Annotated in this window: 26 protein-coding genes and 2 pseudogenes; 8 read left to right on the top strand and 20 right to left on the bottom strand. The window is 63.3% G+C overall.

Annotated features, from left to right (window positions below; translation table 11 throughout):
- Nucleotides 1-26 precede the first annotated feature (26 nt).
- The gene (priA, locus tag BV071_RS12420; protein ID WP_035607243.1) at nt 27-2,249 is read right to left on the bottom strand and encodes a primosomal protein N'; all 2,223 of its coding nucleotides are present in this window, start codon (nt 2,247-2,249) and stop codon (nt 27-29) included.
- Nucleotides 2,250-2,369: 120 nt separating this feature from the next.
- Here priA and BV071_RS12415 point away from each other — a divergent pair, with 120 nt between their 5' ends.
- Entirely contained in the window at nt 2,370-2,975 is a 606-nt protein-coding gene (locus BV071_RS12415) for a YiiX/YebB-like N1pC/P60 family cysteine hydrolase (protein WP_035607241.1), read from the top strand.
- On the opposite strand, the gene BV071_RS12410 is transcribed toward BV071_RS12415, so the two are convergent.
- Nucleotides 2,966-3,685 carry an NlpC/P60 family protein gene (locus BV071_RS12410; RefSeq protein WP_035607238.1) on the bottom strand — a complete coding sequence of 240 codons (720 nt, stop codon included), beginning with the start codon at nt 3,683-3,685 and terminating at the stop codon, nt 2,966-2,968. The genes BV071_RS12415 and BV071_RS12410 overlap by 10 nt on opposite strands.
- 367 nt (nt 3,686-4,052) lie before the next feature.
- Between BV071_RS12410 and BV071_RS12405 the strand changes: the two genes are divergently transcribed.
- Nucleotides 4,053-4,445, top strand: a complete 393-nt coding sequence (locus BV071_RS12405) for a GreA/GreB family elongation factor (RefSeq protein WP_081885955.1) — start codon at nt 4,053-4,055, stop codon at nt 4,443-4,445.
- 78 nt (nt 4,446-4,523) lie between these two features.
- On the opposite strand, the gene BV071_RS12400 is transcribed toward BV071_RS12405, so the two are convergent.
- Genes BV071_RS12400 through BV071_RS12385 form a run of 4 tightly spaced genes read right to left on the bottom strand, consistent with a single transcriptional unit; the run spans nt 4,524 to nt 6,765 of the window.
- On the bottom strand, nt 4,524-5,255 hold the full coding sequence (locus BV071_RS12400; RefSeq protein WP_035607228.1) for a DUF2459 domain-containing protein: 732 nt from the start codon (nt 5,253-5,255) through the stop codon (nt 4,524-4,526).
- A 33-nt stretch (nt 5,256-5,288) separates the two neighbouring features.
- The gene (locus BV071_RS12395; RefSeq protein ID WP_035607226.1) at nt 5,289-5,612 is read right to left on the bottom strand and encodes a pyrimidine/purine nucleoside phosphorylase; all 324 of its coding nucleotides are present in this window, start codon (nt 5,610-5,612) and stop codon (nt 5,289-5,291) included.
- Nucleotides 5,613-5,621: 9 nt separating this feature from the next.
- Complete coding sequence (locus BV071_RS12390) at nt 5,622-6,374, bottom strand: FKBP-type peptidyl-prolyl cis-trans isomerase (protein WP_265594367.1); 753 nt, start codon at nt 6,372-6,374, stop codon at nt 5,622-5,624.
- A gap of 34 nt (nt 6,375-6,408) precedes the next feature.
- Nucleotides 6,409-6,765, bottom strand: coding sequence for a DUF3817 domain-containing protein (locus BV071_RS12385; protein WP_035607223.1), 357 nt, complete (start codon nt 6,763-6,765; stop codon nt 6,409-6,411).
- A gap of 71 nt (nt 6,766-6,836) precedes the next feature.
- Between BV071_RS12385 and BV071_RS12380 the strand changes: the two genes are divergently transcribed.
- From BV071_RS12380 to hprK, 3 genes are all read left to right on the top strand, one after another.
- A complete protein-coding gene (locus BV071_RS12380) occupies nt 6,837-7,199 on the top strand; it encodes a cupin (RefSeq protein WP_035607220.1) in 363 nt (120 codons plus the stop codon).
- A 127-nt stretch (nt 7,200-7,326) separates the two neighbouring features.
- A complete protein-coding gene (locus tag BV071_RS12375) occupies nt 7,327-8,547 on the top strand; it encodes an outer membrane protein transport protein (protein ID WP_052573255.1) in 1,221 nt (406 codons plus the stop codon).
- A gap of 75 nt (nt 8,548-8,622) precedes the next feature.
- On the top strand, nt 8,623-9,576 hold the full coding sequence (hprK, locus tag BV071_RS12370) for an HPr(Ser) kinase/phosphatase (protein ID WP_035607213.1): 954 nt from the start codon (nt 8,623-8,625) through the stop codon (nt 9,574-9,576).
- Between the two features lie 161 nt (nt 9,577-9,737).
- Here the strand turns inward: hprK and BV071_RS12365 are convergent, their stop codons facing one another.
- Nucleotides 9,738-10,004 carry an HPr family phosphocarrier protein gene (locus tag BV071_RS12365; RefSeq protein WP_035607630.1) on the bottom strand — a complete coding sequence of 89 codons (267 nt, stop codon included), beginning with the start codon at nt 10,002-10,004 and terminating at the stop codon, nt 9,738-9,740.
- Between the two features lie 153 nt (nt 10,005-10,157).
- Between BV071_RS12365 and ptsP the strand changes: the two genes are divergently transcribed.
- Nucleotides 10,158-11,921, top strand: coding sequence for a phosphoenolpyruvate--protein phosphotransferase (gene ptsP, locus BV071_RS12360; protein ID WP_035607204.1), 1,764 nt, complete (start codon nt 10,158-10,160; stop codon nt 11,919-11,921).
- Nucleotides 11,922-11,993: 72 nt separating this feature from the next.
- Here ptsP and BV071_RS12355 read toward each other — a convergent pair whose 3' ends face one another.
- The 9 genes and pseudogenes from BV071_RS12355 to rpmH form a co-directional block, all read right to left on the bottom strand.
- Nucleotides 11,994-13,715: a hypothetical protein gene (locus BV071_RS12355; protein ID WP_265594365.1), complete on the bottom strand. Its 1,722-nt coding sequence runs from the start codon at nt 13,713-13,715 to the stop codon at nt 11,994-11,996.
- Nucleotides 13,712-14,914, bottom strand: coding sequence for a hypothetical protein (locus tag BV071_RS12350; protein WP_265594364.1), 1,203 nt, complete (start codon nt 14,912-14,914; stop codon nt 13,712-13,714). The genes BV071_RS12355 and BV071_RS12350 overlap by 4 nt, the downstream gene beginning before the upstream one ends.
- 183 nt (nt 14,915-15,097) lie before the next feature.
- Nucleotides 15,098-15,556 (bottom strand): hypothetical protein, encoded by a 459-nt coding sequence (locus BV071_RS12345; RefSeq protein ID WP_035607199.1) that lies wholly within the window; start codon nt 15,554-15,556, stop codon nt 15,098-15,100.
- Nucleotides 15,544-16,692 (bottom strand): alpha/beta hydrolase, encoded by a 1,149-nt coding sequence (locus BV071_RS12340; RefSeq protein WP_035607196.1) that lies wholly within the window; start codon nt 16,690-16,692, stop codon nt 15,544-15,546. Before BV071_RS12340 ends, BV071_RS12345 begins: the two co-directional genes overlap by 13 nt.
- 218 nt (nt 16,693-16,910) lie before the next feature.
- Nucleotides 16,911-17,282 carry a DUF2237 domain-containing protein gene (locus BV071_RS12335; protein ID WP_035607194.1) on the bottom strand — a complete coding sequence of 124 codons (372 nt, stop codon included), beginning with the start codon at nt 17,280-17,282 and terminating at the stop codon, nt 16,911-16,913.
- Between the two features lie 131 nt (nt 17,283-17,413).
- Nucleotides 17,414-19,294, bottom strand: coding sequence for a membrane protein insertase YidC (gene yidC, locus BV071_RS12330; RefSeq protein WP_035607187.1), 1,881 nt, complete (start codon nt 19,292-19,294; stop codon nt 17,414-17,416).
- Between the two features lie 72 nt (nt 19,295-19,366).
- Nucleotides 19,367-19,597: pseudogene (gene yidD / locus BV071_RS12325) on the bottom strand (membrane protein insertion efficiency factor YidD); the annotation flags it as partial.
- A gap of 107 nt (nt 19,598-19,704) precedes the next feature.
- Nucleotides 19,705-20,073, bottom strand: coding sequence for a ribonuclease P protein component (rnpA, locus tag BV071_RS32875; RefSeq protein ID WP_052573251.1), 369 nt, complete (start codon nt 20,071-20,073; stop codon nt 19,705-19,707).
- Between the two features lie 78 nt (nt 20,074-20,151).
- Nucleotides 20,152-20,283: pseudogene (rpmH, locus tag BV071_RS36070) on the bottom strand (50S ribosomal protein L34); the annotation flags it as partial.
- Nucleotides 20,284-20,433: 150 nt separating this feature from the next.
- Between rpmH and BV071_RS12310 the strand changes: the two are divergent.
- Together BV071_RS12310 and BV071_RS12305 are read left to right on the top strand one after the other, a co-directional pair.
- Nucleotides 20,434-20,985 (top strand): GNAT family N-acetyltransferase, encoded by a 552-nt coding sequence (locus tag BV071_RS12310; RefSeq protein WP_081885953.1) that lies wholly within the window; start codon nt 20,434-20,436, stop codon nt 20,983-20,985.
- A gap of 9 nt (nt 20,986-20,994) precedes the next feature.
- Nucleotides 20,995-21,249 (top strand): hypothetical protein, encoded by a 255-nt coding sequence (locus tag BV071_RS12305; RefSeq protein ID WP_035607179.1) that lies wholly within the window; start codon nt 20,995-20,997, stop codon nt 21,247-21,249.
- A gap of 2 nt (nt 21,250-21,251) precedes the next feature.
- Here BV071_RS12305 and BV071_RS12300 read toward each other — a convergent pair whose 3' ends face one another.
- From BV071_RS12300 to BV071_RS12285, 4 genes are all read right to left on the bottom strand, one after another.
- Nucleotides 21,252-21,497 carry a hypothetical protein gene (locus BV071_RS12300; RefSeq protein ID WP_052573249.1) on the bottom strand — a complete coding sequence of 82 codons (246 nt, stop codon included), beginning with the start codon at nt 21,495-21,497 and terminating at the stop codon, nt 21,252-21,254.
- Nucleotides 21,497-22,696 (bottom strand): tryptophan synthase subunit beta, encoded by a 1,200-nt coding sequence (trpB, locus tag BV071_RS12295; RefSeq protein WP_035607176.1) that lies wholly within the window; start codon nt 22,694-22,696, stop codon nt 21,497-21,499. The genes BV071_RS12300 and trpB overlap by 1 nt, the downstream gene beginning before the upstream one ends.
- A 178-nt stretch (nt 22,697-22,874) precedes the next feature.
- The gene (locus BV071_RS12290) at nt 22,875-24,254 is read right to left on the bottom strand and encodes a sulfatase (protein WP_052573248.1); all 1,380 of its coding nucleotides are present in this window, start codon (nt 24,252-24,254) and stop codon (nt 22,875-22,877) included.
- Nucleotides 24,251-25,669: a sulfatase gene (locus BV071_RS12285; RefSeq protein WP_035607173.1), complete on the bottom strand. Its 1,419-nt coding sequence runs from the start codon at nt 25,667-25,669 to the stop codon at nt 24,251-24,253. Before BV071_RS12285 ends, BV071_RS12290 begins: the two co-directional genes overlap by 4 nt.
- Between the last annotated feature and the right edge of the window lie 116 nt (nt 25,670-25,785).

Below are 25,785 nucleotides of genomic sequence, written 5' to 3'. Positions count from 1 at the left end.
AAAGACGTCCTGACGTGGAGTGCCGCTCATGTGAAACTCCACGCATCCATGTCAAACACCACGGTCACATCCTCCGGCAGCGTGGTCTTCTGCAGGACCTGCTGAACGTGCCGGGTCAGCACCCGGGCCTTGGCGCAGCGCAGCATGAGCTGAAAGCGGAACTGTCCGTGCGATCTGACCAAGGGGCTGGGCAGGGGCTCACCCAAGGAGATTCCCGGCGGGAGGTCCTCGCTCAGGCGTCGGTGTAAGGTCTGTAGCGTAAACTCCGCCCGGCGCTCGTGCGTCGAGCGGCTGGTCAGCACCGCACAGTGGGCGAAGGGCGGGAACTCGAATTGTCGGCGGAACTCCAATTCCTGCTCGGCGAAGCCGTCGAAGTCGTGATGCCGTGCGAACTGGATCGACGGTGAATGCGGGGTAAAGGTCTGCACGATCACCTCGCCCTCCAGATCGCCGCGGCCCGCGCGCCCCGCCACCTGGGTCATCAATTGGAAAGTTCGCTCGCCGGCGCGGAAGTCCGGCACGTGCAGACCGATGTCCGCGTTGAGGATTCCAACCAAGGTCACGTTCGGGAAGTGCAGTCCCTTTGCGATCATTTGCGTGCCGACCAGCACATCGATCTTGCGGGCCTGGAAGGCATTCAGCAGATCGCGCAGAGCATTCTTCTTGCGCATCGCATCGGCATCGATCCGCGCGATCTTCGCCTTGGGCAGCACCTTCGCCAGCACCTCTTCCACCTTCTGCGTGCCGAAGCCCTGTAGCGCGATCGCCGGATCGCGGCACTCCGGGCACTTGCGCGGCACTACCGCCTGGTGCCCGCAGATGTGGCACATCAGGCGCTCGTCTTCGCGATGGTAGGTCAACGCCACCGAGCAATGCGGGCACATGCAGGCATGCCCGCATGAGGGGCATTGCAGCGAGCGCGCGAAGCCGCGGCGGTTTAGGAACAGGATCGATTGCTCGTTCTTCGCGATCCGCTGCTCCAGCGCGGTCCGCAGGCGATCGGAAAGGATCGCCATGCCGCCCTTGTGCTTCTTCGACTCCAGGCGCATGTCGAGGATCCGGATCAGCGGCAGCGACTGTCCGTCGGCGCGCTTCATCAAGCGCACCAGCTTATACTTGCCTTCGATGGTGTTCTGGAAGGACTCCAGCGATGGCGTCGCGGATCCGAGCACGATCGTGCAGCCCTCCAGTGAAGCCCGCAGAACCGCGACGTCGCGTCCATGGTAGCGCGGGATCTGGTCCTGCTTGTAGGAGTTTTCGTGCTCCTCATCCACCAGGATCAGTCCGAGGTCCGGCAGCGGTGCGAAGACCGCCGAGCGCGCGCCGATCACGATCCGCGCCTTCCCCTTGCGGATGCGGTGCCATTCGTCGAAGCGCTCACCCTGCGAGAGGTTCGAATGCAGCACTGCCACCTGGTCCTGGATGTCCGCGAAGCGCGAGCGGAAGCGGCGCACGGTCTGCGGCGTCAGGGAAATCTCAGGCACCAGCACTAGCACTGTCTTGCCGAGATCAAGCGTCCGTCGGGCGGCTTGCAAATAGACTTCGGTCTTGCCCGAGCCCGTTACGCCATACAGCAGGATCGGCGGCTTGGTCTCGGCTTGGATCGATTCGAGGATCACCTCCAAGGCGACCTCTTGCTCGTCATTTAGCGGGAGAGGGGAGTCGGGCAGGATTTCCTCGATGCCATCCGCCTCGGGATCGCGCCGCACTTCCTCCTCCACCAGCAGCACCAGCTCCTGCTTCACCAGCGACTTCACCGAGGCTGAGGCGCCTTCACCCAGATCCGCGAGGGGAATCTTCTTGTCTGCTGCATGGTTCAGCAGCGCCAGGATCGCCGCCTGTTTTGGGGCCCGCTTGGTGATCTTCGCCAGCACTTCCGGATCGGGGTCCTTGTGCAGCACCACGGTCTTGCGGACCTTCGCCGAGTTTTCCTCGGTGCGCACCGCCTCCGGAAGAAGAGCCCGGATCACGCTCTCGATACTGCATCCGTAGTAGTCCGCAATCCAACGCCCCGCCTTGAGTAAATTCGGCGTGATCAACGGCTCCGGGTCGCTCAGGGAATGCAACGGGCGCAGCGCGAAGCCCAAGTCCGCAGGCGGTTCCACGATGTCCAGCACCGTCCCCTGCGAGGTCTTGTTGCGCAGGGGAATGCGCACACGACAGCCCGCCACGACCGGCAGGCCTTCCGGAATGGCGTAGTCAAAGACAAGCTCGGAAGGGCCGTCGATCAGGACGCGCGCGGCAGGCATCTGCGGGGAGGATTGCGCATGCCGCACCCGGCGTCTACCCGCGATAGCGGTTTCGAATAGGCCCCATGGGTCTTATAGGACCTATCTTGCACCCGGCCGGATCTTCCCTACACTGTCCCCATGTACCGCTGGCTTGCCCTCCTGGCCCTCGCCCTTCCCGCTTGCAGTGGCAACAGGCCCACCGCCTACCAGCCCATGGAGGGCGACATCCTCTTCCAGTCCCTGCCGAATGAGCCCGGCATGGACCTCGTGGACGCCATCGAAGGCTCCACCGGTTCGCCTTATTCCCACTGCGGCATGGTCTTCAAGGATGGCGGCGACTGGAAGGTCATCGAGGCCATCGGCCCAGTGAAGGAGACTGCCCTTGACGACTACACTAGCCGCGGCCGCGAGCAGAAGTTCTGGGCCTATCGCCTCGACGATTCCACCCGCAAGCACGTCCCCGCTGCGCTCAGCGCTATGCGGAAGGACCTCGGCAAGCCCTACGATCCCCGCTACCGCTTCGACTCCGAGGCAATCTACTGCTCCGAGCTGATCTTCCGTGGCTGGAAGGCCGCCACCGGCGAGGAACTCGGCAATGTGGTGAAACTCGGCGAGCTCGATTGGCAGCGCTACAAGCCGGTGATCGAAGCGATCGAAGGGCAGGGGAATCTCCCGCTCGACCGCGAGATGATCACCCCGCGCGACCTCGCCAAGGCCAAGGAGCTGAAGCAGGTTTATCCGTGATCCTCCAGTGCCGTCCAGCGGCAGAGCGTCACGTGGGAGGACAGATAGAAGCTCAGTTCCGAGCCGGCGTGTGAGGTAAAGACCTTGCCCGGGCCCGGGTCCGCTTGGATCCACTCGCCGCCGCCCAAGTAGATCATCACGTGGCGGCGATCCATCGTCACCGCCAGGTCGCCCGCTTGGATTTGCGCGAGATCCAGCTTCCGCATATCGCCGCCGATGCCGAGGTCCCGCGTGAAGCCGCGGTAGTTTTCCGCCATCGCCTTGGCACTGGTGTCGAACCACCACTGCTCCAGCCACAGCCGTGCCGCGTGGCCATTCCCCAGAAGGGCTTGATCCGCCAAGGCGCTGCGAAGTCCCGCTCGCGGCAGGCCCGAGCAATCGATGCCGCGACGGTTCTCGCCACCCCAGACGTATTTCGTCCCGTCAAAGGATTTCATCGATTCCAGATAGCGCTCGCGCAAACGCTGCTGGTCGAGCGTGCGTCCGGGCAAGACGAAGGGTAGAGCCATCAGCAAAGGCAACAGCAAGACTGCGATCCGCCAGCCGCGGCGCTTCCATGCGAGGTTCAGCAAGCCCGCCCACACCACGGTTATCGCCGCGATCAAGCCGTAACGCAGGATCCCATCATGGAAGGGTCTCCATAGCAGGAACCAGATCGCGAAGCTGCCGTACGCCGCCAGGCGCGATCCCGTGAACAAGCGGCGAATCATTCGCGGGATCATGCTTCTCCCGATGCTTCGTCTCAAAGCCCATTGATGTTCCTCACCGCGAATTCATCACGGCTTCACAGGAGGTGTTTGGAAAGCGCCCGTCATCTTTCGAGTTGCTCCGTTAGAAAAGTGCGGTATTCTAGCGTCGTCCATGCAAGCGGCATCCACCATCAAAACCGGCAACGGCATTCGCCCCGCGGCGAAGCGCCTGCAGGGATGGTGTGGCCATCGCATGGCGGCCTTCCGGGCCTGATCGGACAGCCTCTTTGAAGGGAATTCATTTCCCGCGGCTGTCCGTTTCCCAAGTCCCTTGGAAGCAAACTTGCCCACGGCTTGTTAGTCGTCCGGGCATCAACCTAGTATTGTTATGAACCCACGTATGTTGAACGGGGCCGACTTTTCGCGCCTCGAAAACCTCCTTGAATCCACGTCTTCCCCGCGACCGACACCGGAGCAGCAGAACGCCTTGCGTGCTGTGCTTGAGGAAACCAAATCCACCCCAAACCTCTCCGAACTGGAGTGCTGCGTCGCCCTCGGCGACCGCCTCACCTTGGTCTCGCCGCTTGATTCGCGGGATTGGTACAAGCCTGAAATTGTCATGCCTGCCGAGGCTGATCTCGATCAGGACCTGATCTCCGTGCTCATGCCTATCGGCCTTGCCGTGCTAGGCCGCCGCATTGGCGAGCGCATTTCGTGGGAAACCCCGGCGGGCACCCGGGAGATGACCATCACCGCCGTGCGCAAGCAGGCCTTGGTCTGATTTTACCCGTAGATCACTACGGGTTTCGTTAGGGAGGATTGCCCCAGCCGGAGCGGCGCAGCCGCTCCGCTACCTGGCTCAATCCCCGCCCTTGCCGTCCCCTTCCCAAGCCTTCACGAAGCCGTTCTTCGGCTGCTTCGCCTGGCGCACTAGACCGCTTGCGGAGACTGCCCCCGGGGTGGTCACGTCGAATCCGCAATGGCTCAGCGCCTGAGCGGTCCACACGTTGCAAATACGAGGGAAATAGTAGGAGTAATTGTCCGGGCACTGGATCAGACGGCCCTGCCCCCAGCTCGATGGGGCGACGGTGATCGGCTTGCCATCCGGACCCTTGTCCGCGCAGGCATTCAGGAAGGCTGCAAGGTCGCGGCCGCGCGAGCGGTCCACCTTGGCGACGTAGCCAGTCTGGTGGTGGCAGACCTCATTCACCTTCCAGTCGATCGGGATGATCTCCATCACCGAGTCGGATGGCGTGCACAGTGCTTTGAAAACCTGAGCCGGATTGAGCCACTGTTTCTGGATGTAGGCGGTCTTCTCGCCCCAGCTCATCGTCACCTGCTTGATCTTGGGCATCGCCGCGATCTCCGGTGGCGGCACGTAGCCGTTCTGCATCAACCAAGGCAGGTCAAAGACCAGCCCGGTGTGCAGATTGTCCGAGAGCAGGTAAATGTCCACGCCCTCGCTCTCCGCCGCCATCGGCATGCTGCGGGTGACATTCCGTGTGGCAAATTCCTCCGGCTCCGGCAGATGCATCGCGCAGGACGCGAGCATCACCACCGGCAGGAATAACAGGGAGCGGAGCAAGGACATGGCGGGAGCTGGTTGGCTCGCCGGCAGCCTGAATCAGGGCGTGCCGAAGGAGCAGATGTATTCGCAGGGCGAATCCGTCACGCGGATCGTGAAGCCACTGTTGCCAGCGACGTCGAAGGACGAGCCGGCGGCGACGCTGAGGGTCTCGGTCGTGCCGTCGAGCACCACCTCGCAGGCGCCCGTGGTGATTTCCATCACCTCCGGATCGCCGGTGCCGAAGTGGTATTCACCGGGGAAAATCAATCCCAGCGACTTCTTGCGCCCGTCGGCGAGGATCAGGCTGTGGGAGACCACCTTGCCGTCGAAATAGACGTTGGCCTTGGTGGAAACGGAGACGTTGTCGAAGGATTCAGGCATGATGGGAGATTAGAGAATGTCGATGAGTTCCACGTCGAAGACCAGCATCCCGGCGGGCGCACCCGGAGGCGGGTTGTTACCGTATGCCAGATTCGCCGGAATCCAAAAGCGCCGTTTTTCGCCGCCGACCATGAGCTGCACGCCCTCGGTCCAGCCGGGGATCACGCCGTTCAGCGGGAAGTCGATCGACTCGCCGCGGACTACCGAGCTGTCGAAAAGTTGGCCATCGGTCGTCCAGCCGGAGTAGTGGACCTCCACGCGGTCGGTGGCCTTCGGGTGGCGGCTGCCGTTGCCGGGCGAGAGGACCTTTGAGGCCAATCCGCTGGCGGTGGTGGTCGCATCGGCCGGCACTGCGGCCACGTCTTCCGGCACCGGTGGCGGTTCCGGGGCCTTCTTGATGTCGAAGAGTTCGACGTCGAAAATCAGCATGCCCTTCGGTGCGCCAGCGCGCGGATTTTCCCCATAGGCGAGATTCGCGGGGATCCAGAAGCGGCGCTTCTCCCCGGTGACCATCAGCTGCAGACCCTCGGTCCAGCCCTTGATCACCTGATCGAGGCCAAAGGAAATCGTCTTGCCGCGGTCCACCGAGCTGTCGAATTGGCGGCCATCCGTGGTCCAGCCGGAGTAGTGGACGGTCACGGTATCGGCCGGGCCTGGCTTCTCGGTGCCACTGCCGGCTTGGATGACTTTCGAGGCCAAGCCCGTGGGGCTGGTCAGGGCATCGGCGGGCGGGGCTTGGACGTCAGAGGGAGCGGCGGGCATGGCGGGGGGAGACTTGGCGCGCACCGCGGCCCTGTCAATCCGCCGCATCCTCGGTCCGTGAAGCAGTGCTTTCTGCAACCGCAAGTTTCCGGTCGATCACGAAGGGCCCGAAGGGCAGCAGCGAGGCGAGGAAGGCCATGCCGCACTGCCTTCCGCTCAGCGCCCGGCTGCCCCAGGCTTGGAAAAGCATCAGCAGGAAGACCATCAGCAGCACGCCATGGGTGATTCCCACGATCCGCACGCCCATCCGGCCGATTTCGTTCCATTCCGGGGACAGGGTAGGGAGGCGCTTCACCACGGCGAAGACCAAGAGAATCAGGAAGGACGTGCCTTCCACCATACCCGCCACGCGCACGCGGCCGACCGGATCACGGAGATCGGGAGCAGACATGGGCCGAAAGGAGCAGCCCTCCGGCGGATGTCAATATTGCCTCCCCGCCTTTCGCCGCGGAGAATCCGGCCATGCCCCACCTGATTCCCGCCCCCACCATCATTGAAGCCGCCGGCCACCCGCCTAAGAAGATCGAGGAATTCATCGGCCGCGTGAACTCCGGGGACGCCGCCCTCAGTGTCGCTCGCATGACCAGCCCCAGCGGCTGGCTGGAGCCTAGCCAGACCCCGGAATTCGACGAATACACCGTGGTCCTGCGCGGCTGTCTGCACGTCGAGTCGAAGGATGGCACCCTCGAAGTCCGGGCTGGCCAAGCGGTCATCACCCGCGGCGGCGAGTGGGTCCGCTACAGCACCCCGGAGGAGGGCGGCGCGGAATACATCGCCGTCTGCCTGCCTGCTTTCGCGCCGGATACGGTCCACCGCGACGCCTGAGCCTCTGACCTTTGTTGGGTCGGGAGTTATGGCATCACCCTCCCAAAATCGGCCCTTCATTTAGACCTCGCATTTTTACGTATGTCCGGTTATCCAGCGGGGGATCGCGTCAACGCGACACCTCCTGATGACTGTCCGCTTTCTGTTCTTTCTCTTGGCCACCGCGCATGCGGTTTCCGCCGCCGGATTCCAGCTCCAGGAACGCTCCGCCTCCGGCCTCGGTCGCGCCTTCTCTGGCGAGGCTGCGATGGGCGATGACGCCTCGGTTATCGCCTCGAATCCCGCCGGGATGATCCTGCTGCCGGGCGAATGGTCCTTCTCCGGCGGGGTGAGCGGAATTTTTCCGAATGTGGAGGTCAATGGCCGCTTTGATCCGCCTTCACCAGCTCCGCCGGGGCTTACCGTGCCCGCCATCGGCGGAAATGTCTCCGAGAACGCGGCCCTACCTTACTTCTACCTCGCCAAGCGCCTGAACGAGCAGTTCGTCCTCGGCTTCGGCAGCTACACCACCTTCGGGCTGGAATCGAATTACCCGGTCGGCTTCTCCGCCAGCAGTCTGGGGGACTTTAGCCAGCTGGTTTCCTTCAACCTGAATCCCTCGCTCGCTTGGGAAATCAACGAGCAGTGGTCGATCGGTGCAGGCTTCGATGCCCTCTACGCCGATGGTACGCTGACCTCCTCTCTCGGCGGAGTGAGGCCATTGCTGGACCTCGCGGGCGATGACTGGGGCTACGGCTTTAACGCAGGAGTCCTCTTCAAGCCGTGGGAACACACCCGCATCGGGGTGCACTACCGCTCGGCCATCGACATCGAGCTGGAAGGCCGTGCTGTTTCCGTGCTTCCCGCCTTCAACGGCCCCGCCAGCCTCGCCACCGAACTGCCGGATAGCGTTGAGGTCAGCGCTGTCCAAGACATCGGCGACTGGTCGATCCATGGCGACGTGATGTGGACGAACTGGAGTAAATTCCAACAGCTCGCGCCCTTCATCGTCGGTGCCCCGGCCCAGCCGCCCGCCTCGCCGGAGAACTGGAAGAACTCCTGGCGCTTCGCTCTCGGCACTACTTGGCGCGCCACCGAGACTTGGACCTTCCGCGCCGGCGTCGCCTACGACCGCAGCCCGATTCCGGAGAGCAACATCACCCTGCGCATCCCCGATGCCGACCGCCTCTGGCTGACCCTCGGCTTCTCCTGGGAGCTGAGCCCCTGCTGGACCCTGGATGCCGGCTACGCCCACATCTTCGCCGACGATGTCTTCATCAGCGAGGGCTCCGCCGCCCTTGGCAGCTTCCGCGGCCAGGCCTCTGGCTCCGGCGATGTCGTGTCGCTCGGTCTCTCTGCGAGCTTCTAGTTCCTTCATCTTGATCAGGCAGGACACCTTTTCCCATCGCCATCAGGCCCTGCGTTTTGCTAGGGTCAGCGGCGGATGACACCCCGCGTCAAGCAAACGGCCTCGATCACGATTGGAGAGTTTTTCGAGCGCCATGCCGGGGCTCTATCCATGACCCTGCTAGGGGAAAAACACGGCTTCGAGCGCCCGATCAGCGAGCCCGCCCCGAACCGTCCCGGCCTCGCCCTCGCGGGTTTCTTCAGCTACTTCGCCAAGAAGCGCATCCAGGTCCTCGGCAACTCCGAGATCTCCTACCTCAAGAAGCTCACCCCGCAGATGAGCAGCGAGCGCTTCCGCCGCATGTGCGAACGGGACATTCCCGGCATCGTCGTTTCCCGCGGCGCCGCGCTTTCGGAAGAGCACATGCAGATCGCGGCGGAGCACCGCATTCCGGTCTTCGGCACCACCCTGGTGACCATGAAGTTCCTGAATGCAGCCACCTTGCGGCTGGAGAATGAATTCGCCCCGAACGTCACCATGCATGGCTGCATGGTCGACCTCCGCGGCATCGGCGTCCTGATCATTGGCAAGTCCGGTGCCGGCAAGAGCGAGACCGCGATCGGTCTGATCGAAAAGGGGGGGGCGCTCGTCGCCGATGACATGGTCCGCATCAAGCTGGCCAATGGCGAACTTACCGCCTCCGCCCCGGCGCTTTCCCGCGGCTACCTCGAAATCCGCGGCATCGGCATCGTCAACGTCGCCAACCTCTACGGCCTCGCCTCGATCCGTCCGGAAAAGCGCCTCGACCTCGTCGTCACCCTCATCGCCTACGCCGACCAGAACGAGATCGACCGCCTCGGCCTCCAGCCGAAATCGTACGAAATCCTCGGTCAGCAGGTCCCGCACGTCGAAGTCCCGGTGGCTCCCGGCCGCGATACTGCCCGGATGGTGGCCATTGCTGCCCTCGACCAGCAGCTCCGCCGCCTCGGCTACAACATGGCGGACGAGTTCAACCAGCGCCTGCTCCGGCACATGGCGGGTGAAGTATAAGGAGCGGGGGCATTCCTGTCCCCAAGGCGGTCCCCAGGAGCTGCTTCGCTTGGACGTAGCCAGCGACAATAAGGTCGCTGCTCATCAACGGCCGCGCGGTAGCGCGCAGTCCGATTGATGATAGGAAGATTGGTGATTGATGATTTCCCCTTCGGGAAACCTCACTCCTCCTCGAACTTCCGTCCGATCAGGTCCGCCAGCGCGTCCAGCGCGGCATCCGCGTCGGATCCCTCCGCAGCGATGCTGATTACGGAGCCATGGCCGGCGGCCAGCATCATGAGACCCATGATGCTTTTGCCGTCCACTTCCTCGCCATCCTTCTCGACCCGGACCTCCGAGGAAAACCGGCTCGCCGTCTTCACGAATTGAGCGGCAGGACGGGCATGGATGCCGAGTTTGTTCTGAATGGTGAATTCGCGTTGCGCCATCGGCATGGTGTCGTCGGGACGGGCGGAGCGTAGGAGCAGTTTCGCTCCGGTTCCAAGTGGATTTTTCATCATGGGAAAAAGGCCCTAGGGCCGCCCACTCCAATTTTTGTTCTTTGAAGCGATCCCGGTCCCCCACAGCATGCTGCCCAAGGGATGTCCAAAGTCGCGCCGCAGGAAACCGTGCTCCAGGGGACTCCGGTCTCGCCCGGGATCGGTATTGCTCCCGTGCACGTCGTCGCCCGCGGCTTTTCCGCTCCGGAAGTCTATCACATTTCCGAGTCCGAGATTCCCGTCGAGCAGGAGCGCTTCCGCCTCGCCCTAGAGGAAACCAAGGCCCAGCTCGACCAGCTCCAACAGACGATCAAGTCCCTCTCGGGGGAGGAGGAGAGCCGCATTTTCGAGGCTCACCTGATGGTGCTGGAGGACCGCGCGATGCTCGACCGGGTGGCAGATGCGATCAAATCCCGCCGCCAGAATGCGGAATTCGCCTTCTACGCGGTCATGCAGCACTTCCTGGAGGCCATGCGCCGGGTGCCGGACCCCTATCTCCGCGAGCGCACCGTGGATCTGGAGGACGTCTGCCAGCGGGTCCTGCGGAATTTCCGCGCGGAGGAGGTCATCCGTCACACCGCGCCGGAGGAGAAGCACATCCTCGTTGCCTACGATCTCACGCCCTCGGACACCGCCGCGCTGGATCGCAACCACGTTCTCGGCTTCGCCACCGAGCTGGGCAGCGTCAATTCCCACTCCGGCATTCTGGCCCGCTCGCTGGGCCTGCCCGCCATCGTCGGGATTGAGGACGCGGTGCTCGACATCCGCACCCTCACCCCGGCGATCCTCGACGGCTACTCCGGGAAGCTGATCCTCAACCCCACCGAGGACACCCTGAGCCGCTACCGCGAGCTGCAGGAGCGCAAGGAAAAGGTCCGCCAGGATCTGGAGTCCCAGCGCGATGCCGCCACCGCCACTACCGACGGCCGGACGATCACCCTGTCCTCGAACATCGAGTTCATCGACGAACTCCAGCTGGTGGTGAACAGCGGAGCGAAGGGCGTAGGTCTCTACCGCACCGAGTTCCTACTGCTGGACGGCGAGGAAATGCCGGACGAAATCGAGCAGGCGGCGGCCTACACCAAGCTGGCCTCCACCCTCGCTCCGCACCCGGTCATCATCCGCACCCTGGATGCCGGCGGTGACAAGCTGCCGATCGAGCCGCTCACCGAGCCCGAGCCGAATCCCTTCCTCGGCTGGCGGGGCATCCGCGTTTCCCTGGACCGGCCCGGCATGTTCAAGGAACAGCTCCGTGCGATTCTCCGCGCCAGCGCCCACGGCAAGCTGGCCGTCATGTTCCCCTTGGTCTCCGGCCTCGGCGAAGTCCGCCGCGCCAAAGAGCACCTTAGAGACTGCATGGACGAGCTCGCCAAGCAGGGCATCCCCTTCGACGAGAAGCTGGAGACCGGTGTGATGATCGAGGTCCCCAGCGCCGCCGTCATCGCCGACCTGATTGCACCGGAGGTCGACTTCTTCTCGATCGGCACCAATGACCTCATCCAGTACACCGTCGCGGTGGACCGGGTGAACCACCACGTCGCCGATCTCTACCGCCCGACCCACCCCGCCGTCGTCCGCCTCATCAAGCAGACTGTGGATGCTGCGGCGAATGCCGGCATCTGGACCGGCGTCTGCGGTGAAATGGCCGGCGACATCCGGCTCACGCCGTTGCTGTTAGGCCTCGGCGTCGAAGAACTCTCCGTCGGCCCCCACCAGGTCCCGCGCGTCCGTCGCGCCATCCGCGCTCTCAGCCACGCCGAGTGCGCCGCCATGGCCGCTGAGGCGCTGAAGACCGGCATCAGCCAGGAGATCATGGATGCGACCATGGGCATGGCGAAGCAGTACTATCCGGAGCTGATGGACTAAGTAGTCCGCACAGTCCTCTGTGTGGACGAGTGGCCGACGATCACCCGGTGCCTCCCAGTGGCCCCGGCTGCCTCAAAATCCGCTCCCTGAAAACGGATCGCCCCCGAAAGGATCATTGGCCTTCGGAAGCAAGCCCGCCGCCTTCTTCATCCCTTCCTCAGCGGCCTCCCGCATCTTCCCCTCCGGCAGCTCCTCCGTCCAAGCCTGCGCCGCTGCGGAATCGAAGGTGCCCCAGTTGGAGGTAAGCGTCCGCGCCGCTTCGGCCTGCATCTCGGCATTGGGCAGCGTGAGCACCCAACCCGCCGTGAAATCCGGGCGCGTAATGGCAAGCTCCGCGAAGAAGCCCTCCTGCTTCAATCCGAGCCCTTTTTGTTCGGGATGCGCGGAGATCCACCCGGCCGCGGCTTCGGGATCCGCCTTCGCCCAAGTGGCGAGCACGTCGCCATTCACCGCTGAATTCAGTTCGGGAATCGCCTCCAGGATCGCAGCGGGATCGCGGACCCCGGACCCGTGGCTCCATGAAAATGCCGTGGCGAATGCTCCCGGCAGACTGCCCTTCAACTCGGGATCTTCCAACCAGAGACGGCACTGCGCCATCATCGCCTCGGGATCGGCGACAAACATCCGGGTCAGGTACCCGCACATCCCTTCCTTGCGCTGCCCGGGCGGGAGGCCTGCGATCGTATCCACTGCCTCCTCGGGATTTTCACCCGCAATCGTCGCGAGGCCCTCGCGCAAAACGGAGCCCTCTTCCCAATCGTGAAGGGCACCCGGTGCTTCCTTCAGCATCGCCAGTGCCTGCCGTGGCTCGCTGGTGGCAAGCCGGTCCGCCGCATAGGCCAGGATGTCTCGCCGCATTGGATCGTCCTCCGGCCGCGAGCGCGCCCAGGCCATCGCTTTGTCGAGATCCTCCTTCACCATCTCCTTGGCCGTATCCCCGCGCGGGTTCACGTCATCCAGCTCGCCGGAAAGCTTCACGGAAAGGCCCTCAAGGACCTTCAGGGCCCCCGGGTCTTCCGAGAGCAGCCCCATTGCCAGGATTTTGTCGCTTTCGTTTGAGATCCGCTTCTCGTCCTTCTCAGCCTCGCCCACGACATGCTTCCATGCGGTCGCAAAGTCGGTCTTCGCCAATTCGCTGAGAATCGCCGTCTGGATCTGCTTTTGATCATACGAGGAGCCGGGATTTTCCAAGAAGGCGATGGCTGCCGAGGGGTCGGACAGGAACCACTGGAGACCGATTTCGGAATGGAAACCCCAGCCCAGGATGTCCCCGTTTTTCTTTTTCCAGCGCTCGTCCTTCAATTCCGCCACCGCAAGGGCCGGATCCGTGGCCATCAGCGTGACAAAGAACTCCTGTGCCACGGAGCCAGCCACATCCCGCCGGGTCTGCTTCAGGGCCGCGAGCGCCGCCCGTGGGTCCATGGCCACCCATTCGCGGAACAAATCCCGCGCAAAGGAGCTCTCCGAACTTCGCTCCGCCTCAGTCAGGGCACCCTCGGGATCGAGTTCGATCCAGCGCCGCAGGGCCCGCCGGCGATCGAACTGACGCAGGAGAGGATGCATTCCGTCGTCGGTCGCGGCCGCTGCCAGCATCTCTTGGCAGTCCTGCACTGTATCGAGGTGAGTCCTTTCCCGGGGGATGCTGCGCCTTGGCTCCGGCTTGGAGGACTCCGGGGCGGAAGATGAAGCGGCTTGCGGTCTTGCAGTCGACCTCGCTTCGAAAAGCGCCGCGCTGCTCCATCCGGCAAGCAAGCCGATGGTGCAGGCACCAAGGATGAGGGCAGGGGCTTTCATGGTTCGATCCCGGCCTCCTTTGCCCAGGAACTCCACTTGTCTCCACCAAGCTTCCGGCTGACAAAACGGCGGGCGTTTTCCGCATTCGTCTCTTTCATCTGCCGTAGCAGATCGACGGAGATCTTGTGGATATCCGGCATCGCTCTCACCTCGCTGGGTTCGATCGAGTAGTCGGTCACCTTGAAGAAATCACCGCCTGCCTCGGGCCCCGCCTCTAACAGAAGGTCGAAGGCTTTCTCCGGATCCTGACGTCCGGTCGCGGAAGCCACGGCCACCAAGGAATAGTGCAGCGCCGGTCCGTTTAGATTATCACGTGCCCAGGCAGTCGCCTTGTCCGGGTCTTGCGTGGCCCACGCCGCCGCGAGCCTGACAGAGGAAAGTGCCTTTGCGCGGCTAGAGGGCATCGCTTCGATTTGCTCGATGGCCTTGGCCGGATCTGCCGACGCGATCATGGCGATGACATTCGGAACCGGATCGTAACCAATGATTCCGCAACGGCGCGCATAGGTGATCGCCTCGGCCGGATCGCTGGCAGCAAGCTGCCGCATCATCGCGTCCTGAATCCCCCAGCGTGCGCCGTCATACATGGCCCGCGACAGCAGTCCCTCGGCAAGCTCCGGGGCCTTCGCCACCAGCAGCCGGGAGATCGCATAGACGGCATAATGTGGCTCCGGAACCTTGTAGACGAAATCCGCGGCCTTCTTCGGATCGGTTTCCGCCACTCCTTCCAGAAGCTTGCAGACCCACTCCGCCTTGAGGTTCCGGCCCGCCGCGAAGGCCTTGTCTGGGTCCGCCACACCCCAAGCAAACCAAGCATGCGGCAGCAGATTCGACCGTAAGGAGGTAGGTGCCTTGGTTTCGAGGAAGTGGATCATCCCCGCGCCATCCACCTCCGACCACCGTGCTAGCAAGGGCATCCAAAAGCTAAGATCCCTGCCACGCGGTTCCGCCGCCAAGTCAAGGGCCAAGGACTCCAACTCGCCATTGCCAGCCGCCTCCACCCGTGCGGCCCAAGCGACCAAGAGCTCGTCACCGTGGCCTTGCAGTGGTGAAGAGGGGCGGGTCTTCGATTTCCCTTCCGCCGCTGGTGTTATGGCTTGGGGTTGCTCCGGGTTGCCATGCGTGGCCCATCCGGCCGCAAAACAGCCGGCCCCCGCCAGCAGCGGGAGAATCGTCATCCGCCATCGGGTTCGGCTCACGATTCGTCGATCCTTGGACATTTGTTCCGGCTCTGGGAAGCGGGATCGTCGTGAAGTGGTCCGCATAGGTCGACGTAGTTCGCACACGCCGTGTGGGACAAAGAAGGTGGTCCGCACAGCCCTCCTCTGTTCTTCGGTTGAAGCAGATCTGGTGGCTGTCCCTCCGGGACGGAAGAAAACGTCTCAAGAGATCCAAGTCATCGCCCCTTCCACCAGCTTCGCGTCCTCGATCCGATAGAGCACTCCGCGTCCGTAGCGGCCGCCGAAGATCGTTTCGATCAGCAGATGATCTTCGCGGCCCTCAAGGTGGCAGAAATGCGCCAATCCGATTTCGTGGCGTCCTCCATTCGATCCCGCATTAAAAACTGCCGCTGGCGGTGGCATCGTGCCCGAATGCCAGAAGCCCCCGCTTTGCACAGCAATGAAGCGGATGAAGTCCACCGGCTGCCGCGGTGAGACTTCCTTGCCATCGAAGAACCACGCGGCATTCACATCCGTTCCGATCATGTCGTCGGCACTGGCCACCGGCAGGTGCGAGCTGATCCACATCGCATCGGGACGGAGGCTTTCGACGACGGAGCGCCAGCCCTCGACGATCTCGGCGATTGCCAGTTGGGAGATGTCTTTGGTCAGCGGTTCCACTTCACCAACGGATTCCTCGGTATCCCATGATCCGACTTCGGCATGTTCGGCTCGATCGGCTTGGGCTTCTGCGCCTCGCGCTCTGCCTTCTGCTGCTCGAATCGCTCCACCAAACCCGTCACGCGCTTTAGATCCTCCACGATCAAACCCACCTCCTCGCCGTTGCCCGCTTCCGGCACCAGCGCCTCGTAGCCCTTCTGCACCTTTGTCAGGTCGGTCAGAGTCTCCGCTTGGATCTCATCCGCCAACAGCTGCCGGTGCCGCTTGTAGGCCTTCGCTTCCTCCGCGACCTCCGGCATCGCCTCCAGCTCGGCGATCTTCACCTTGGTGGTCTCCGGCCACGTCTGCCCCGGCACATTCGCATAGGGCCGCTCGCGGAACTCCAGCAAGGCCCGCCACTGCGCCAGCGGGGCCAGCTTGCAGATCTTCGCGTAGTCCGCCTGCAGCGCCGCGGTATCGGGAACACCGCCATTCCGCAGCGCGAACCACTCCCTTAGCCCCGGAGAGCCACCGCCCGGAAAAGCATGCCCCTGCCTCTCCCAAGTCTCCATCCGTGTGGTCACCCCCAGCTTGTTGTAGAAGAGCCGCGCCTTCAACCCAAAGGGATAGTTCCCGTCTAGCCGGCCGACTGCGATGAATAGCGGCGTGTCCGGCCGGAAGGGAGCCAGCTTCGGAGACACCTCATACATGTGCCCCGCACCGAGAATCGCGGCGCCCGCCACGCTGCGGTCCGCCTGGAAGATCATGTCCGTCATCCAGCCGCCGAGGCTGAAGCCGGAGACATAGACCCGCTTCGGATCGAGGCCCTTGGTCTGCGCGAGCTGGTCGCGCACCTTGTGCATCATCGCCAGCTCCTTCTGGACGTTCTCCGGCGTGAAGGTGAAAGAGCCCGGCTTGGTGTAAGCCATACCCACCACGATCCAGTCCTTCGGACCGGTCTGGGAGCGGATCATGTTCGTCGTCGGGTGTCCGCCCATCCCGTGGTAAAAGAACACCGCTGGCCAAGATTTCGACGAGTCGTGGTTGCTTGGCAGCGAGACCTCTACCGGCTGGGACAATCCTTCGATCTGGAGTTGCTCTGCAATGGCACCAACGGTCAAGCAGGCGAAAAGAGTGGTGATCAATCGTGCGATCATCAGCGTGGAGGGTGGGGGAAGCCGCGGCGCAGCGCGAGCCGAAAGGTAGTCCGCTCAGTCCTCTGAGCGGACGAAGTAGTTCTTTCGGCTGACAACACCAAGTGCCCCCGAGACAGGCCTGAGCCAGCGGCCGAGGTACGGTGTGGCAGACTCCACTCGAGGACCACAGGTTGCAGCCGCTACCATAACTGCGTCGTCCGCTCAGAGGACTGAGCGGACTACCGCTGCGCCGCGTGCGCCCGCAAATCCTCCAAGTCCACAAACTCCAGCGCCGCCTCGTGCGTGGACTCCAGCACTACCGGTGGCGCGTGGCCGGCTTCCAGCGCGTCCTTCCAGCGGGTCGCACAAAGACACCAGCGGTCGCCGGGCTTGAGGCCAGGGAAATCAAACTCCGGCCGTGGCGTGGAAAGGTCGTTCCCGCGCCCCTTGGAAAAGGCCAGGAATTCTTCCGTGACCTGAGCGCAGACCACATGCACGCCCACGTCACCCCGGCCGGTACGGCAACAGCCGTCACGAAAGAAACCAGTCATTGGTTGGGTCGAGCAGGGCTGCAACACCCCGCCCAGAACGTTTCTTCTTTCGGCAGCCATTCGGCCTAACTTAGCCCGGAAGCGCGATTCGTCCAATCCGCCGTAGTGACAAATAGGCGTCACCCCGAAAAGAGAATAGGTCCTATATGACCTATAGGACCTATTTTCGAATTCAGTAGCGGGCGTGTTTCTCAGCCTCCCGTCCGCGGTGAGCGCTTCTTCGGCTCGTCGTCGTCCGGGGTGATCTCGCGGCCCTTGGCCTGCTTCATCTTTTGGGCTTCCTCAGCCTTTTCCGCCAAACGCTGCATCATGCTCTTGCCGCCGGCACCGGCCTTGGCCTTCAGCTCGGGTTCCGGCAGGCGGTTGCTCAGCCAAGTCTGGCCGATGGAGAACAGGTTGGAGGTCGTCCAGTAAAGCGCCAGTGCCGAGGCGAAGTTGTAGCAGATGAACAGGAACATGAAGGGCATGAACTTCATGACCGCCATCTGCGTCTTGTCCCCGCCGGTGTTCGGCATCATCGCCATCTGCGCAAAGCTGCTGATCGCCATCAGGATCGGCAGCGGATTGATCGGAATTCCACCGATGTGGAAGACGGTGTCAGGCTGCGACAGGTCCATCACCCACAGGAAGCCTTGGCCGCGCATCTCCACCGCGTGCAGCAGCATCGAGTAGAAGCCCAGGAAGATCGGGATCTGCGCGAACATCGGCAGACAGCCACCCACGGGATTGATGCCGTACTTGCGGTACAGGCCCATCATCTCCTGGTTCATCTTCTGCGGATCGTCCGGATACTTCTCCCGCAGCTTGTCCATCTCCGGCTTGAGCTTGGACATCCGCTTCATGGTCCGGTTGGAGCGGTTGTAGAGCGGCCAGATCGCCGTGCGCAGGAGGATGGTCAGGACGACCACCGCGATACCCCAGGTCCACTTTGTCGTGATCTTGGTGATCGCGGAGTGCACCCACCACAGCGACCAGTTCAGGAAACGGCTGAAGGGACTGACGAACTTCGGGGTGTAGTTCATCAGCGAGCCCCATTCCGAACCCCACTTGGTCTCCATCTTGCGGAGGATGCGGTTCTGCTTGGGACCGGTGAAAACCTCGAAAGTGAGCGTGCGCTTCTCGGCGGGAGCCAGCGTCGCCTTCGGCAGGCTCAAGCCGGCGCGGATTGCCTTCACGGGACGCGCGCCCTGCACCAGCGTGCGCTCTTCGATCGCGCTCCAGACCACGGAACCTGCCTGCTCCGTCGGCTTCAGCACCGTGGTGAAGAACTGATTGGAGACACCCGCGTAGATCGTTTTGTCCAAGGGCGTGGTGATCTGGTCCTTGGCCGGGCGGAACCAGCCTTTTGCGAACTCGGTGCTGGAGTGGAAGGTGAAGCTGTCGCCGTCATTCACCACGTAGCCGGTCTGGTCGCCGCGCTCCACGTTATCGAGTGGCGTGGCCGATCCGAGGAAGACGCTGTAGTTGTCCAGATTGACCGAGTTCCCGCTGTCGTTCTTCAGCTCCACCTTGAAGTCGAGCATGAAGGGGTCGCCCTCGTTGCCGGTCTCACGCAGGGACCAGGTCTTCTCCGCCACCAGACCGGAGGGCAGCTTGCCACGGAAAACGACCGACTTGCCCGGCTGGGAAGAGGCGCTCACGTATTCGTAGTTGCCACCCTCAACCCGATCCGAGCCTTCCGAGAGTGCGCCCACGGCATTGGAGCCATGGCGGTTGAGCTGCACCGGTCCCTCGACCCCCGGGGTCTGATTCTTCAGCTCCGAATACTTCATCCCACCGCCGATGCTGGTGAAGACGAACTTCGCCTCGGAAGTTTCCAAGGTCACGGTTTGCTCCACTACTTCCACCGGTGGTGGAGCCTCGACCAAGCCGGGCACAGGCGCAGGCTGGCCGTCGGGACCCGGGGCTTGGCCCTTCGCGGCATCGGCTGCCTTCTTCGCGGATTCCTCCGCGGCAGCTCGCGCCTTGTTGTCCTGCTCCACCAGAACCTTGTTCTTGTTCTGGAAATAAATGTTGGTCGCGAGCAGGATGCTACAGGCGATCACAACGATCCAAGTCTTGCGGTCGTACATGTGAGATAAGGAAAAGCAAAGAGACCCGCCTCAGGCTTCAGGCCCTGTGGGATGGTCGGGTGTTGCACCCGGTTTCGGTGGGACGGGGTCATAACCATAGCCCCCCCAGGGATGACAGCGGAAAATCCGGCGAACCCCCAGCCAGGAGCCCCGCATGGAGCCGTGGGTCTCCACCGCTTGCAGGAAGTAGTTCGAACAAGTCGGCTGATAGCGGCAGCCGGAGTTCGGCCCGCCCAGTAGCTTCAGCACCGGGTTGAGGAACTTCTGATAGAAGCGGATGAGGATTCTGATGACCCGTTTCAAAGTGATATCGCCTGGAGAGGGGGCGGATGCGGTCAGGGGAAATAGCACGCTTGGGGCCGGGTGCAGGGAGAATTTTCCACGGTTTTCCCACTCGTCAGGGGATCCGCTTACTCGGCGGTAGGGGCGGGCCGGGACAAGAGTCCGAGCCGCTTCACCTGCTTCAGCCAGTCGGCCTCCAGCTCGGCGAAGCTCGCGGCGGCGGAACCGGCGCGGGGGATGGCGACGAGCAAGCGCTTCGGGTCTGCCAAGAGGTGGCCGTGGCGCTGGACGATCGATCGCAAGCGCCGGCGCAACAGGTTCCGGTCGTGGGCCTTGCCGATCTTGCGGGTGGTGATGAAACCGACCAGCAAGTGCGGCAGGGCCGGATCGGCCAAGCTGCTGACAACAACAAGACGGCCGGCTTTCGCCTGACCGTCTGTGCGCACGCGGAGGAAATCCGCGCGTTTCGACATGCTCTGCTTCCGCGGGAGGCGCATGGGCCGGGCGCGGCGCGCAGGCTGAAATTACACCCCGTGCTGGGTCGTGTGGCGGGCGTATTGCAGCTCGGCACCCTTCGGGATCAGGCGCTTGCGGCCCTTCTGGCGGCGGCGCTTGATGATATCACGACCGGACTTGGTGGCCATGCGGGCGCGGAATCCGTGCTGGCGCTTGCGAGTGCGCTTGGAAGGCTGGAATGTGCGTTTCATGGCTGTAAGTCTCGGGGAAAAGCGTTTCTTTCTGCCCGCGGCGCGATGGAACCCTTGTTCCGGCCCGGCGGGGCGCGCACTCTAGGGGTCAGCCTACCCTTGTCAATCCGCCAAATTCCCCGTTGGGCGGAATTTTTATTTTTTTTGGGGATGGCCGGAAAATTTCGTGCTGCTGCCTACCCGGCGTGGCAGCGTCCCGACGTGAGCGAAGGTCTTCCCGAGAGCGGCGTCGCCGTTGCCAACCGCCCCAAGGTCGAGGCGGCGACGATCGAGGATCTGCCGGGCCTGACCGATCTGGTCATGGAGCTTCTGGCGCTGTCCGACGATTTCACGCCGGACCATGACCTGCAGGAGCGCGGCCTCGCCCTGATCCTGGAGCAGCCCAGCCGCGGCCGGATCTTCGTGGTGCGGAACGAGACCCGGATCATCGGCATGGTGAACATGCTTTTCACCATCTCCACCGCCATGGGTGGCTTCGTGATCCTGATGGAGGACGTGATCGTCCACCCCTCCCACCGTGGCCAGGGCTACGGCACCATGCTGCTCGACCGCGTGATCGAGTTCGCCAAGCAGAAGGACTTCAAGCGCATCACCCTGCTGACCGACAAGATCAGCGCGGAATCGCAGCACTTCTTCAAAAAGAACGGCTTTGAATACTCCAACATGATCCCCATGCGGCGGATCATCGATGGAGTGACCTGAATCACGGATATGGTCCACGGAGTGGTCAGTCCCGCCGACGGCATGGCCATGTCGATGGTGGTGATCCTCGTCCTCAGCCTCGGCGTGGTCGCGCTACTGCTCACGATCATCCGCCGCAGCGGCCGCCGCGCGGAGACCGAGGTGGAGAAACTGCTGGAAGAACTCCGCCGCGACGAGGAAGCCGAACGACATCCGGCCCCGCCCTCCGGCAGCGCGGAGTCCCGTGAACCGTGGGAGAGGGAAGAGGACTGGTGGAAGAAATAGGCTTAGCTGATCTGCTCCGGCCTCTGGACAAGAAGTTCACGGGCACCCGCGATCAGTGCCTCGGCGACTTCCAGAGGGACTTGGGCGCCGAAGCTGGAAAGGCTGAAGCTTCCGTCCACGCTCGAATAGAAGATCTCCATCAGCACCTCGCTTGATCCAGCGACACTGAGTTCCAGAAACATGCCGTCGCGGGCCAAATCGCTACCGCGCACGGTGCTGTAGGTCCGTCCTGCGTGCTCAATCAGCATCAGACTCCGCCAAGCAGATACTTCGCCGCTTGCTCCACGTCCTTGTCGCCGCGGCCGGAGAGGTTCGCGATCAGGATCGAGGCCTTCGGCAGGCTGCCGGCGATCTTGGAGACGTAGGCCATGGCGTGGGAGCTCTCCAGCGCGGGCAGGATGCCCTCGGTGTGGGCCAGTTCCTTGAAGGCGGCGAGCGCCTCGTCGTCGGTGGCGTAGGTGTATTCCACCCGGCCGATGTCCTGAAGATAAGCGTGTTCCGGGCCTACCGCGGCGTAGTCGAGGCCGGCGGAGACGGAGTGGGTAAGCTCAATCTGGCCGTCCTCATTGGCCAGCAGCCAGGTCTTGGTGCCTTGGAGAACGCCCAGCTTGCCGCCTTGGAAGCGGGCGGCGTGCTTCTCCGGCAGGATGCCGAGGCCACCGGCTTCCACGCCGACCATGCGGACGTTCTCGTCCTGCAAGAAGGGATGGAAGAGGCCGATGGCATTCGAGCCGCCGCCGACGCAGGCGACGAGCAGGTCTGGTAGGCGGCCTTCCTTGGCGAGGATCTGCTCGCGGGCTTCGAGGCCGATCACGCGGTGGAAATCGCGGACCATCATCGGGAAGGGGTGCGAGCCGAGGGCGGAGCCGAGGATGTAATGGGTGTGGTCGACGGTGGCGACCCAGTCGCGCATCGCCTCGTTCACGGCCTCCTTGAGGGTGGCTTGGCCGGCGGTGACCGGACGAACCTCAGCGCCCATCAGGCGCATGCGGGCGACGTTCAGCGCCTGGCGCTCCATGTCCACCGCGCCCATGTAAACCACGCAGTCCATGCCGAAGCGGGCGCAGACGGTGGCCGTGGCCACGCCGTGCTGGCCGGCACCGGTCTCGGCGATGATCCGCTTCTTGCCCAGGCGTTTGGCCAGCAGGATCTGGCCGATGGCGTTGTTGATCTTGTGCGCGCCGGTGTGGAGCAGGTCCTCGCGCTTCAGGTAAATTTTCGCGCCGCCCAGCTTCTCGGTCCAGCGCTCGGCGAAATAGAGCGGAGTCGGCCGGCCGACGTAGTTGTGCAGGAGGTCATCGAGCTCGCGCTGGAATTCCGGGTCCTTGCGGGCGGCGTCGTAGGCCGCGGATAGCTCCTGAAGCGGTGCCATCAGGGTCTCCGGCACGAACATCCCGCCGAATTTGCCGAAATGTCCGGTCGCGTCTGGAAGGGTCAGGGCTGCCATGGGGGCGGGAAGAAAACACAGGACGGGGCGGATAGCAGCCGAAAAAATCGCGGAGGAAGCAACGCGCCCGTAGCAGGACGGCTGCGCCGTTCCGGCGGGAAAAGACTCCCTTTGGAAGGGAATGGCGATTTACGGGCTCATCCTCCCCGCCGGAATGGCGCAGCCATTCCGCTACTCCCTATTCGTCTGCATCCTCATTGGCACCGGCCTTGCCGAGCTTCTTCGGCATGCGGGTGAGGGCCTTTTCCTCGGTGGCCTGGCCTTCGTCGCCTTGGGACTTCATCCAAGCGGCGAGCTTTTCCTTGAGGTCGGCGAGGACCGGGGCGAGGGCAGGATCGTCGATGAGGTTCTTGCGGTTCCAGGGATCGCTGTCGCAGTCGTAGAGTTCCTCGGCTGGCCGGTGCTGGTAGTCGTGGACTAGTTTGGCGGCGTGTTCGTCGCCGTTGTTCGCGAACTTGATCCAGCTTTGGAAGGGCTGGCCCTTGGTGGTGGTGTTCTGGAAGGTCGCTTCCGGGGTGAGGTTGCGGATGTAGCGGTAGCGTTCGCCGCGGACGCTGCGGATGCCGTAGTGATCCGGGCCGGCGATGATGCCCTTCGAGGTCTCCTGCGAATAGGTGTAGCTGCGGTGGGTCTCGGTCTTGCCGAGCAGGACGGGCAGGAAGGACTTGCCGTCGAGAACCTCGGGGCGGGGGAGCTCCGCGGCTTCGAGGAAGGTCGGGACAATGTCGGTGTATTCGACGATCGCCTTGGTCGTGCTGTCGGGCTTCACCTTGCCCGGCCAACGGATCACGCAGGCGCTGTGCAGGCCGGTATCGTAGCAGGTCCACTTGGCGAAGGGCAGGTCGTAGCCCTGCTCGCTGAGTACGATGACCATCGTATTGTCGCGCAGGCCCTTGGCGTCGAGCGCAGCGAGGACATCGCCAACCTGCGAGTCGAAGTAGGTGATCTCCGCGAAGTAGTTCGAGAGCACGCGGCGGGTGATCGGCGTATCGACTTGGATTGGCGATAGCTTGATCTTGCCCGGCGGATAGACGCTGGGGTCGCCGAGGTTGTGCGGAGAGTGCGGCTCGTGTGAAGCCGCGATCAGCAGGAAGGGCTTCTTCTGCTCGCTGCATTCGCCAAGGAAGGTGCTGATCGCCCCCATGTCCGGGTTCTTGCCGCCCGCCGAGTATTCGAAGGGGAAGGAGGCCTTGGGCTCGATGTGGGTCTTGCCCGAGAGGTGGGTGCGATAGCCGCCAGCCTGCAGGTAGTGGGCGATGCTCTTCACGTGGTCATAGACCATCGTGTGGTTCGGATAGGCGCCCGACTTCACCGGATAGATGCCGGTGTAGAGGTTGTGCCGCGTGGGCGAGCAGGTCGGCGAACTTTGGAAGCAGCGCTCGAACTTCATGCCCTCCGCCGCGAGGGCCTTGAGGTGCGGGGTCTTCGCCTGGCCGCCATGGATCTCCATGTCGTTCCAGGTGCAGTCATCGGCAATGATCAGCACGAAGTTCGGCTTGTCCTCCGCCCGTGCGAGGCAGGCGAAGAGCGCGAGGCAGAGCGGGATGAGGAACTTCATGGCTTGCTCGGGAACTTGGGTTGACCGCGTTCGGCGGCTTGATGGGCCTCGGGGGTGTCGAGAGGCACGCCGGGGTCCTTTTGCTCGGCGAGGCAGCGGTCGAGTTCGGCGGCGAGCTTGGCCTTGATTTCCGCGGCGGCGGGATGGGTGGCGAGGTTGCTCATCTCGAAGCGATCCGCAGAGGTGTGATAGAGTTCCTCGGCGGGACGGTGGATGTAGCGCTCGACCAAACGCAGGGTGTTCGGGTTTTCGGTGGATTGGAACATCCAGGTCATCCAGTACGGGTTGTGCTCATCGCGTCCCATCACGTGCTTCTCGATGTAGAGGTGGTCGGGCGTGAGGTTGCGGATGTAGCGCCACTCACCATTGGTGATCGAGCGGATCGGGTAGGGCGGGCCCTCCGGGTAGTTGTTGTGCATGCCGTAGGCATACTCGCGGTGCTTGTCGCTGCTGCCCTTCAGGACCGGCAGGAAGCTGGTGCCGTCGAAGGCTTCGGGATCGGCCTTGCCGCTGGCGATATCGATGAGGGTTGGTGCGACGTCCGCATACTGGACCATCGCCGGAGTACGGCGGCCGGCCTTGATCACGCCGGGCCAGCGCGCGACCAGCGAGGTGTGCAGGCCACTGTCGTAGTTGGTCCACTTGTTGCCGGGGAACTGTGCGCCTTGTTCACTGCTGAAGAGCACGAGGGTCTTGTCGGCAAGCTTGGCTTCATCCAGTGCGGCGAGGATCTGGCCGACCTGCGAATCCATGTAGGTGATCTCCGCGAGGTAAGCGGCGTAGTCCTGGCGTGTGCGCGGCGTGTCCGCGAGGTAAGGCGGCAGCTTGAGCTTGCGCGGCGGGTAGGCCGAGACGTCGCCCATCACCCAAGGGGCGTGCGGCTCCACCAAGGCGACGACCATGCAGAAGGGCTGCTTGGAATCGCGGGAGATGAACTCCTTCAGGCCTCCGAGGTCGTGCGGATTGGTGGGGTTGCGCACGCAGTTGTCATCGAAGCCCGGGACCCGCTCGAAGTTGAACACCGCATCCGGCTGGATGTGGCGCTTGCCGGTCAGTCCGACGCGATAGCCCAATGGCCCCAGAAGCTGGGGCAGCGCTTTGGTGCCGGGACGGCAGGTGCCGTGGTTCCAAGCGCAGCCATTGCGGAGTGGCAGGCGGCCGGTGAAGAGCTCGGAGCGGCAAGGCGAGCACATCGCCATGCCGAGGTAGGCGCGATCAAAGACCGTGCTCTGCTTGGCGAAGGCATCGATGTTCGGCGTGATGGCGTTTTCACCGCCATTGATCGGCAGATCGCTGAAGGTGCAATCGTCCGCCATGATGATCAGGACGTTCGGCTTCTCCGGCGCGTCTTGGGCGCGGAGACTTGCCGTGAACCCGAAGGCGAGCAGAGCGGAGGTAAGGGTAGCGAGTTTCATGCTGATGAAATTTGAAAGGAACCACTGATTTATACGGATTCGCACGGATTGAGATTCAGTTCCGGCAGTCTCCCCTTGCCTTCAATCCGTGTCCATCCGTGTGAATCCGTGGTTGA

The sequence above is a fragment of the Haloferula sp. BvORR071 genome (assembly GCF_000739615.1).
Lineage (GTDB): Bacteria > Verrucomicrobiota > Verrucomicrobiia > Verrucomicrobiales > Akkermansiaceae > Haloferula.
The sequence above is the reverse complement of the archived record's forward strand: the minus strand, read 5'-3'. Positions and strand labels throughout refer to the sequence as shown.

Bases quoted from the DNA above. Each gene is read 5' to 3' on its own strand.
- BV071_RS12305 (WP_035607179.1), top strand. From the start codon at position 20,995: ATGGTCCACGGAGTGGTCAGTCCCGCCGACGGCATGGCCATGTCGATG.
- yidC (WP_035607187.1), bottom strand. From the start codon at position 19,294: ATGTACGACCGCAAGACTTGGATCGTTGTGATCGCCTGTAGCATCCTG.
- BV071_RS12365 (WP_035607630.1), bottom strand. From the start codon at position 10,004: ATGGCGCAACGCGAATTCACCATTCAGAACAAACTCGGCATCCATGCC.
- BV071_RS12375 (WP_052573255.1), top strand. From the start codon at position 7,327: ATGACTGTCCGCTTTCTGTTCTTTCTCTTGGCCACCGCGCATGCGGTT.
- BV071_RS12355 (WP_265594365.1), bottom strand. From the start codon at position 13,715: ATGAAAGCCCCTGCCCTCATCCTTGGTGCCTGCACCATCGGCTTGCTT.
- hprK (WP_035607213.1), top strand. From the start codon at position 8,623: ATGACACCCCGCGTCAAGCAAACGGCCTCGATCACGATTGGAGAGTTT.
- BV071_RS12335 (WP_035607194.1), bottom strand. From the start codon at position 17,282: ATGGCTGCCGAAAGAAGAAACGTTCTGGGCGGGGTGTTGCAGCCCTGC.
- BV071_RS12285 (WP_035607173.1), bottom strand. From the start codon at position 25,669: ATGAAACTCGCTACCCTTACCTCCGCTCTGCTCGCCTTCGGGTTCACG.
- BV071_RS12415 (WP_035607241.1), top strand. From the start codon at position 2,370: ATGTACCGCTGGCTTGCCCTCCTGGCCCTCGCCCTTCCCGCTTGCAGT.
- priA (WP_035607243.1), bottom strand. From the start codon at position 2,249: ATGCCTGCCGCGCGCGTCCTGATCGACGGCCCTTCCGAGCTTGTCTTT.
- ptsP (WP_035607204.1), top strand. From the start codon at position 10,158: ATGTCCAAAGTCGCGCCGCAGGAAACCGTGCTCCAGGGGACTCCGGTC.
- BV071_RS12405 (WP_081885955.1), top strand. From the start codon at position 4,053: ATGAACCCACGTATGTTGAACGGGGCCGACTTTTCGCGCCTCGAAAAC.
- BV071_RS12290 (WP_052573248.1), bottom strand. From the start codon at position 24,254: ATGAAGTTCCTCATCCCGCTCTGCCTCGCGCTCTTCGCCTGCCTCGCA.
- BV071_RS12340 (WP_035607196.1), bottom strand. From the start codon at position 16,692: ATGATCGCACGATTGATCACCACTCTTTTCGCCTGCTTGACCGTTGGT.
- BV071_RS12300 (WP_052573249.1), bottom strand. From the start codon at position 21,497: ATGCTGATTGAGCACGCAGGACGGACCTACAGCACCGTGCGCGGTAGC.
- trpB (WP_035607176.1), bottom strand. From the start codon at position 22,696: ATGGCAGCCCTGACCCTTCCAGACGCGACCGGACATTTCGGCAAATTC.
- BV071_RS12380 (WP_035607220.1), top strand. From the start codon at position 6,837: ATGCCCCACCTGATTCCCGCCCCCACCATCATTGAAGCCGCCGGCCAC.
- BV071_RS12395 (WP_035607226.1), bottom strand. From the start codon at position 5,612: ATGCCTGAATCCTTCGACAACGTCTCCGTTTCCACCAAGGCCAACGTC.
- BV071_RS12400 (WP_035607228.1), bottom strand. From the start codon at position 5,255: ATGTCCTTGCTCCGCTCCCTGTTATTCCTGCCGGTGGTGATGCTCGCG.
- BV071_RS12410 (WP_035607238.1), bottom strand. From the start codon at position 3,685: ATGATTCGCCGCTTGTTCACGGGATCGCGCCTGGCGGCGTACGGCAGC.
- BV071_RS12385 (WP_035607223.1), bottom strand. From the start codon at position 6,765: ATGTCTGCTCCCGATCTCCGTGATCCGGTCGGCCGCGTGCGCGTGGCG.
- BV071_RS12310 (WP_081885953.1), top strand. From the start codon at position 20,434: ATGGCCGGAAAATTTCGTGCTGCTGCCTACCCGGCGTGGCAGCGTCCC.
- rnpA (WP_052573251.1), bottom strand. From the start codon at position 20,073: ATGCGCCTCCCGCGGAAGCAGAGCATGTCGAAACGCGCGGATTTCCTC.
- BV071_RS12390 (WP_265594367.1), bottom strand. From the start codon at position 6,374: ATGCCCGCCGCTCCCTCTGACGTCCAAGCCCCGCCCGCCGATGCCCTG.